Source organism: Nocardia sp. CC227C (assembly GCF_030767025.1).
GTDB lineage: Bacteria > Actinomycetota > Actinomycetes > Mycobacteriales > Mycobacteriaceae > Nocardia.
On sequence record NZ_JASITE010000016.1, the window covers coordinates 152,922 to 159,451 of the forward strand.

Here is a 6,530-nt window from a genome sequence, read left to right on the forward strand (position 1 = left end):
TCGGCCGGTTCGAGTTCCGTAAGGTGGACGCGTGCGTGTCTCCGAATCCAGCGCTGCCGCGCGAAGCGGTAAAGCGCGGTCCGCCGATGCCGTCGTGCCCGCGGCGACGAGCGAAAGCGCCACCGTCCCGCGAGCGTTCGAGCGACCGGCGAAAGCGAATCCGCGCCGCAATGAGACCCGGACGGGTCTGGTGCGCCGCGCCCGGCGGATGTACCGCGATCTGACCGTCGCATTTCCCGACGCGCACTGCGAACTCGATTTCACCACGCCCCTCGAATTGGCCGTCGCCACAATTCTTTCCGCGCAGTGCACCGATGTGCGGGTGAACATGACCACCCCGGTGCTGTTCGCGAAGTATCCCGACGCGCGCGCCTATGCCGAAGCCGATCGCACCGAGCTGGAGGAGTACATCCGGCCGACCGGTTTCTATCGCAACAAGGCGTCCGCGCTCATCGGCCTGGGCCAGGCGCTCACGGAGCGCTACGACGGCGAGCTACCCGACACCCTCGACAAGCTCGTGCAACTGCCCGGCATCGGGCGCAAGACCGCCAACGTCATCCTCGGCAATGCCTTCGATGTGCCCGGTATCACGGTCGACACCCACTTCGGCCGCCTGGTGCAGCGCTGGAAATGGACCACCGAGGACGACCCGGTCAAGATCGAGCATGCGGTCGGCGCCCTCATCGAGCGCAAACACTGGACCATGCTCTCGCACCGGGTGATCTTCCACGGCCGCCGCGTCTGCCACGCCCGCAAACCCGCGTGCGGGGCCTGCCTGCTCGCCAAGGACTGCCCCTCCTACGGCACCGGACCCACCGATCCCGCCACCGCCGCCGCCCTGGTGAAAGGGCCGGAGACCGAGCATCTGCTCGAGTTGGTGGGGCTGTGAGACCCGAGCGTTCGGGGGACGAACAGAGATCACGTGGACTGTCGCACCGGCCGGTGCTGCGGTGGGCGCTGGTCGCCGTCGTGGTGGCCGTCGCGCTGACCGTGGCGCTGTGGCCGCGCGAGAGCAGCGACGACAGCGCCGCCGAGGACGGCGCGAACCGGCCCGTTCCGGCCGTGTCCGAACAGGATCGCGCCGCGGCCGCGCTGGCCGCGTGCCCGGCTCCGAGCGGCGCGCCCGTCGGCGACAGCCCGCTGCGTGGCATCACGCTGACCTGCCTGGCCGACGGGCGGCCCGTCGATCTGGCCGCCGCCCTGGCGGGCAAACCCGCACTGCTCAACCTGTGGGCCTACTGGTGCGGTCCGTGTGCCGAGGAACTACCTCTGCTGGAACAGTTTTCGGATCGAGCCGCCGGTGCGGTTACGGTGCTGACCGTGCACAGTGATCCCGATGCGGTGAAGGCGTTGGCGCGACTGACCGACCTCGGCGTACACCTGCCGGGCGTGGCGGACCCCGGCACCCGGGTGCGGGCCGCGGTCGGCACCGGCCCCTACTACCCGCAGTCGGTGCTGCTGCGGGCCGACGGCACCGTGGCCGATATCGTCCGGCGCACCTTCACCAGCGTCGACGACATCGCGGCGACCGTCGACGCCCAGCTCGGAGTGCAGGCATGAGATACGAGATTTCCACCGACGGCGTGCCGCAGTGGCTGCGCGGGGTGGTCGAACACGATCCGGCCGACCCCACCGGCATCAATCCGGTGCTGCGCCGCACCGTGATGCGCAAGGCCGTGCGGAAGGTCGCCGGTGCCACCGGCATGACGCGCGACGCCGCCGTGCTGGTGCTGTTCGGCGGAGCGCCCGAGCCCGACCCGAGCGCGCCCGGCGGTATGCCCGAGGACGCGAATGTGCTGCTCACCCAGCGCGCCGCCACCCTGCGCCAGCACAGCGGGCAGGTCGCCTTCCCCGGTGGCGCGGTCGACCCCGGCGACGAGGGGCCGATCTTCACCGCCCTGCGGGAGGCCGAGGAGGAGACCGGCCTGGACCCCGGCGACGTGCAGCCGCTGGCCGTCCTGCCCAAGATCTTCGTGCCGCCGTCGGGTTTCGACGTCACCCCCGTGATCGGCTACTGGCGCACCCCCGGGGAAGTGGGGGTGGTCAGCGCGGCCGAGGCCACCCGGGTGGCCCGGGTGCCGCTGTCGGAGCTGCTCGATCCGGCCAACCGGTTCGTGGTGCGGCATCCGCTCGGATACATGGGTCCGGCGTTCGCGGTGGACGGCATGCTGGTCTGGGGATTCACCGCGGGCGTGCTCGCGGGGCTACTCGCGGTATCCGGCTGGGAGAAAGAATGGGACCATCACGATGTGCGTGATCTACAGGCCTCGTTGGCCGCGGTAGGGATGACGTTATGAGCGCCTCGGCCTGGCTCGACCTCGGTGTCCTGATCATCGCGCTGCTGGCCGCCTCCTCCGGGTGGCGGCAGGGCGCGGTCGCCTCGGCGCTAGCCTTCCTGGGGGTCGTGCTGGGCGCCGTCGCGGGCATCCTCATCGCGCCGCACATCCTCATCCATCTGAGCGAGGGACGCAGCCGCGTACTGGTGGGCGTGGTGCTCATCGTCGTGCTGGTGATCATCGGCGAGGTGGCGGGCATGGTGCTGGGGCGCGCCGCCCGCAGCGGGATGCGCGACCCCTTCACCCGCAGTGTGGACAGCGTGGTCGGGGCGGGCCTGCAGACGGCGGCGGTACTGGCCACCGCATGGCTGCTGGCATTGCCGCTGACCAGCTCCTCGCAGCCGAATATCGCTGCGGCCGTGCAGAATTCGCGGGTTCTGGGCGAGGTGAACTCGGTAGCGCCGGACTGGCTGCGGAAGCTGCCCAACGAATTCTCCAGCCTGCTCAACACCTCCGGACTGCCCGATGTCATCGGTCCGTTCGGGCAGGTGTCGGTGGCGGCCGTGGAGCCGCCGGACGCGAGTGTGCTGCGGTTGCCGGTGGCGCAGCAGTTGCAGCTCAGCGTGTTGCGCATTCGCGGGCAGGCGCCCAGTTGCCAACGTGCGCTGGAGGGTTCGGGATTCGTGGTCGCGCCCGAACGCGTGATGACCAACGCGCACGTGGTGGCGGGCACCAACAAGGTCAGCGTGGACACCGTGCGCGGGCCGCTGTCGGCCACCGTGGTGCTTTTCGATCCGATGAAGGACATCGCGATCCTCGACGTGCCCGGACTGGCCTCGCCGGTCATTCCGCTGGCGTCGGAACCGGCGGCGGCCGGCGAGAGCTCCATCGTGCTCGGGTACCCCGGCGGCGGCGCCTACTCGGCCAGCGCCGCCCGGGTGCGGGAGACGCTGGACCTCAAGGGGCCGAACATCTATCGCGACGGAAATGTGCAGCGCGAGGTGTACACCGTGCGCGGGCTGGTACGCGCGGGCAACTCCGGTGGACCGCTGGTGGATACCGAGGGGCAGGTGCTCGGCGTCGTGTTCGGCGCGGCGGTCACCGACGAGGACACCGGGTACGTGCTGACGCTCAACGAGGTTCGCGGCGAGCTGGACACCGCGTCCGCCTTCACCGCGCCGGTGGCCACGGGGCAGTGCGTGCTGAGCTGACCGGGGGCCGGCTCGGGCGCGAGGTCCGGAACCCGCGGGCTAGGCCAGCAGTTCGGCCAACTCGGCGGTGACGGCCTCGGGGTTCTCCTGGTGGGCGAAGTGGCCCGCGTCGGGTATGCCCACCAGGCGGCGGTCGGGGGAGAGACGGCGGCCACGGCGGATGGTGGCGGCGAGGATGTAGCGGTCGCCGTCGCCGTGCAGGGCGAGGACCGGTACCCGCACCGGTTCGCGCATGGTCGCCATGAAGCGCTTGCCGTCCGGCCGCCACTGGCTGCGGAAGGCCCAGCGCTGGTACTCCAGGGCGCAGTGCGACGCACCGGGGATGCGGATGGCGGCGCGCATCCGGGCGGCGGCGTCGGCGAACTCGGCGGTGTGCGACCAGCGTTCGCTCACCCGCTGCCGCAGCAGCCGCTCGATCTCCGCGCCGCCGGACTTGGTGAGCAGCCGCTCCCCGTAGCGCGGCGGCTGGTAGCGCAGGAAATTGGGCAGCCAGGCGCGCCGCTGCCGTCCGTCGCGCAGCACCATGTGCTTGAGCGCCGCCGGATGCGGTGAGCTGATCAGGGCGATGGACCGCACCACCCGCGGGTGCAGCACGGCGGTCGCCCAGCACACCAGGCCGCCCTCGGCGTGTCCGACGAGCGTGGCCTCGGTGTGCCCGAGCGCGCGGATCAACCCCGCCACATCACCGGCCAGGGTCCAGCCGTCGTAACCGCGCGGCGGCTTGTCGGAATCCCCGTAGCCGCGCAGATCCACCGCCACGGCCCGGAATCCGCGCTCGGCGAGCCCGGTGAGCTGGTGCCGCCAGGACCACCAGAAGTCGCCGAAACCGTGCAGCAGCACCACCAGCGGCGTATCCGGATCGATCGGCGGCGCACCGGCACCGGGCTCCGCTTCGACCACATGGAAGCGAATGCCGTTGGCATGCACGTCCCGATGGGTCCACGGGCCCTCGTAGCGGACGCTGGACGGATCAGGAAGCGAGTTCGACGACACGCCCGGAAGCGTAATGGAAGACCTACGCCCGGAACTTGTCGAGCGAGCCCGGCGCGGCCTCGTGCGCCCCGGGCGCGCCGAAACCGCTGGGCAGCACGGTCTTCGCCTCCTTGAGCGACTCGATGGTCTTCTCCGGTGCGCGCAGCTTCTTCACCTTCCGCCAGCCGAGGAAGCCGAACGCCAGAACCGCCGCGATCATCAATCCGAACACGATGAGGAACGCGGCCCAGCGCTCCAGCCACTCGTCCAGCAACTCGGCCAGGAAGAAGAAAAAGAAGAACGAGCTGTACAGCAGCACGACCAGCGCCACGATGAAGTAGACGCTGCCCAGCAGGCCCTTCTTGACCTCCGATGTCACCTCGGCCTTGGCGAGCTCCACCTCGGCGCGCACCAGCGTCGACATCTGCTCGGTGGCATCACGAACCAGCCCGCCGATGCTTTCGGAGCGAGCATCGACCTCGGACAGTGGAATCGAGGTGAGGGTTCGGGCATGACGCCCTTCCTGACCGTTGCCGCCCTGTGTGAAGCTCAATTGCTCGACCCTTCTCCGTGTCAGTCGACCCGTCCCGGTACCGCCCGGTCAGTCACTCTCTTGTTCCTGCAATGCCCGCTCGTCTCGCGCCGCCTGGTGAGCACGGCCACGACGCAACAGTAGCGCCGAACCTGCCAGGGAAGCCGCCAACGACGTGAGCAACACGGCCGCCTTCGCGAGTTCCACCGTGGAGCCGTCGCCGACATCCGCGAGTGCGAGTTCTGCCACCAAAAGGCTAACGGTGAAGCCGATGGCTCCGAGGACCGACAGGGCGAACATATCCCGATAGGCGAGATCGGTGGGTTTCGTGGCCAGTCCGAGCCGGATTGCGGCCCAGGCGAATCCGAAGATGCCCACGGTCTTGCCCACCAGCAGGCCGAGCACGATGGCCAGTCCCAGCCGGTTGGTGAAGATCTCCGAGAACACGTCGGCGTTCAGCGTGACACCGGAGGCGAACAGCGCGAACACCGGCACGCAGAAGGCCGCGGAGATGGGCTGGAAGAAGTGCTCGAGGTTGGCCGCGGGCACGCAGTGCTCGTCCTCGTCCGGATCCGGCCGCACCCGTGTCAACAGACCCAGTGCCACACCCGCCAGGGTCGGGTGGATGCCCGCCTCGTGCAGCGCATACCAGGCCACCAGCGCCACCGGCACGTACAGGATCGGCGTACTCACCCGGTACTTCTGTCCGACCCACCAGATCGCGAAGCACAGGATCGCCGCCAGCAGCCACAGCATCTTCACCGTGGTGGTGAACAGCACGGCGATCAGGATGATGGCGATCAGGTCGTCCACCACGGCCAGGCTCAGCAGGAATACGCGCGCGGCGGCCGGAATCCGGGAACCGGTGAGCGCCAGCACGCCCAGCGCGAAGGCGATATCGGTGGCCACCGGAATGGCCCAGCCGCGGTCCATGCCCTCCACGCCCCAGCCGACCGCGACGGCGATGAGCGCGGGCAGCAGCACGCCGCCGAACGCCGCGATGATCGGCAGGGACGCGCTCTTGCGGTCGGCGAGCTCACCGACCACCAGCTCACGTTTGAGCTCCAGCCCGGCGACGAAGAAGAAGATGGCGAGCAGACCGTCCTTGGTCCAGTCGGCCAGGGTGAGATCCAGATGTAGCGGCGGAATCGCCAGCCGGGTGTCGACCATGGTCGTATAGCTGTCGCCCCACGGGGAGTTGACCCAGATCAGGGCGGCCGCGGCGGCGATGAGGAGCAGCGCGCCACCGAATGTTTCGGTCCGTAGGTAGCGGGAGAGCTCGGAGCGGACCTGGGTGATCACTCGGGCACCTTTCAGCCGGTTCGACAGAACAGCGGCGTGCGAAACCCATCCGAGAGCGACCGGCCGCATGCCGCATGCCGACCAGACTTCCCGGCACACCTTTACGGGATTCTAATGGTTTGCCGGAAATGTTCCGACTCGGAGTGAAACGACCCTGTGACTGCGCAGGTCACAGGGCCGTTCGCGCGCCAAGGGTGTGCTCAGGCCCGGCGGGCCCGGATGGCCTCGAAGACGTTC

The 6,530-nt window shown here is 69.5% G+C and carries 7 protein-coding genes; 4 read left to right on the forward strand and 3 right to left on the reverse strand.

Features of this window, described 5'->3' with window-relative positions:
* Positions 1–208 precede the first annotated feature (208 nt).
* Genes nth through QMO76_RS28400 form a run of 4 tightly spaced genes read left to right on the forward strand, consistent with a single transcriptional unit; the run spans position 209 to position 3,487 of the window.
* Positions 209–889: an endonuclease III gene (gene nth / locus QMO76_RS28385; RefSeq protein WP_306364414.1), complete on the forward strand. Its 681-nt coding sequence runs from the start codon at positions 209–211 to the stop codon at positions 887–889.
* A 38-nt stretch (positions 890–927) separates the two neighbouring features.
* The gene (locus QMO76_RS28390; RefSeq protein WP_306364415.1) at positions 928–1,560 is read left to right on the forward strand and encodes a TlpA disulfide reductase family protein; all 633 of its coding nucleotides are present in this window, start codon (positions 928–930) and stop codon (positions 1,558–1,560) included.
* Complete coding sequence (locus QMO76_RS28395) at positions 1,557–2,297, forward strand: CoA pyrophosphatase (RefSeq protein WP_306364398.1); 741 nt, start codon at positions 1,557–1,559, stop codon at positions 2,295–2,297. The genes QMO76_RS28390 and QMO76_RS28395 overlap by 4 nt, the downstream gene beginning before the upstream one ends.
* Positions 2,294–3,487 (forward strand): MarP family serine protease, encoded by a 1,194-nt coding sequence (locus QMO76_RS28400; protein ID WP_306364399.1) that lies wholly within the window; start codon positions 2,294–2,296, stop codon positions 3,485–3,487. Before QMO76_RS28395 ends, QMO76_RS28400 begins: the two co-directional genes overlap by 4 nt.
* A gap of 39 nt (positions 3,488–3,526) precedes the next feature.
* Here the strand turns inward: QMO76_RS28400 and QMO76_RS28405 are convergent, their stop codons facing one another.
* Genes QMO76_RS28405 through nhaA form a run of 3 tightly spaced genes read right to left on the reverse strand, consistent with a single transcriptional unit; the run spans position 3,527 to position 6,290 of the window.
* The gene (locus tag QMO76_RS28405) at positions 3,527–4,480 is read right to left on the reverse strand and encodes an alpha/beta fold hydrolase (protein ID WP_306364400.1); all 954 of its coding nucleotides are present in this window, start codon (positions 4,478–4,480) and stop codon (positions 3,527–3,529) included.
* A 22-nt stretch (positions 4,481–4,502) separates the two neighbouring features.
* Complete coding sequence (locus QMO76_RS28410) at positions 4,503–5,012, reverse strand: phage holin family protein (RefSeq protein WP_306364401.1); 510 nt, start codon at positions 5,010–5,012, stop codon at positions 4,503–4,505.
* A gap of 48 nt (positions 5,013–5,060) precedes the next feature.
* Entirely contained in the window at positions 5,061–6,290 is a 1,230-nt protein-coding gene (gene nhaA, locus QMO76_RS28415; RefSeq protein WP_306364416.1) for a Na+/H+ antiporter NhaA, read from the reverse strand.
* Between the last annotated feature and the right edge of the window lie 240 nt (positions 6,291–6,530).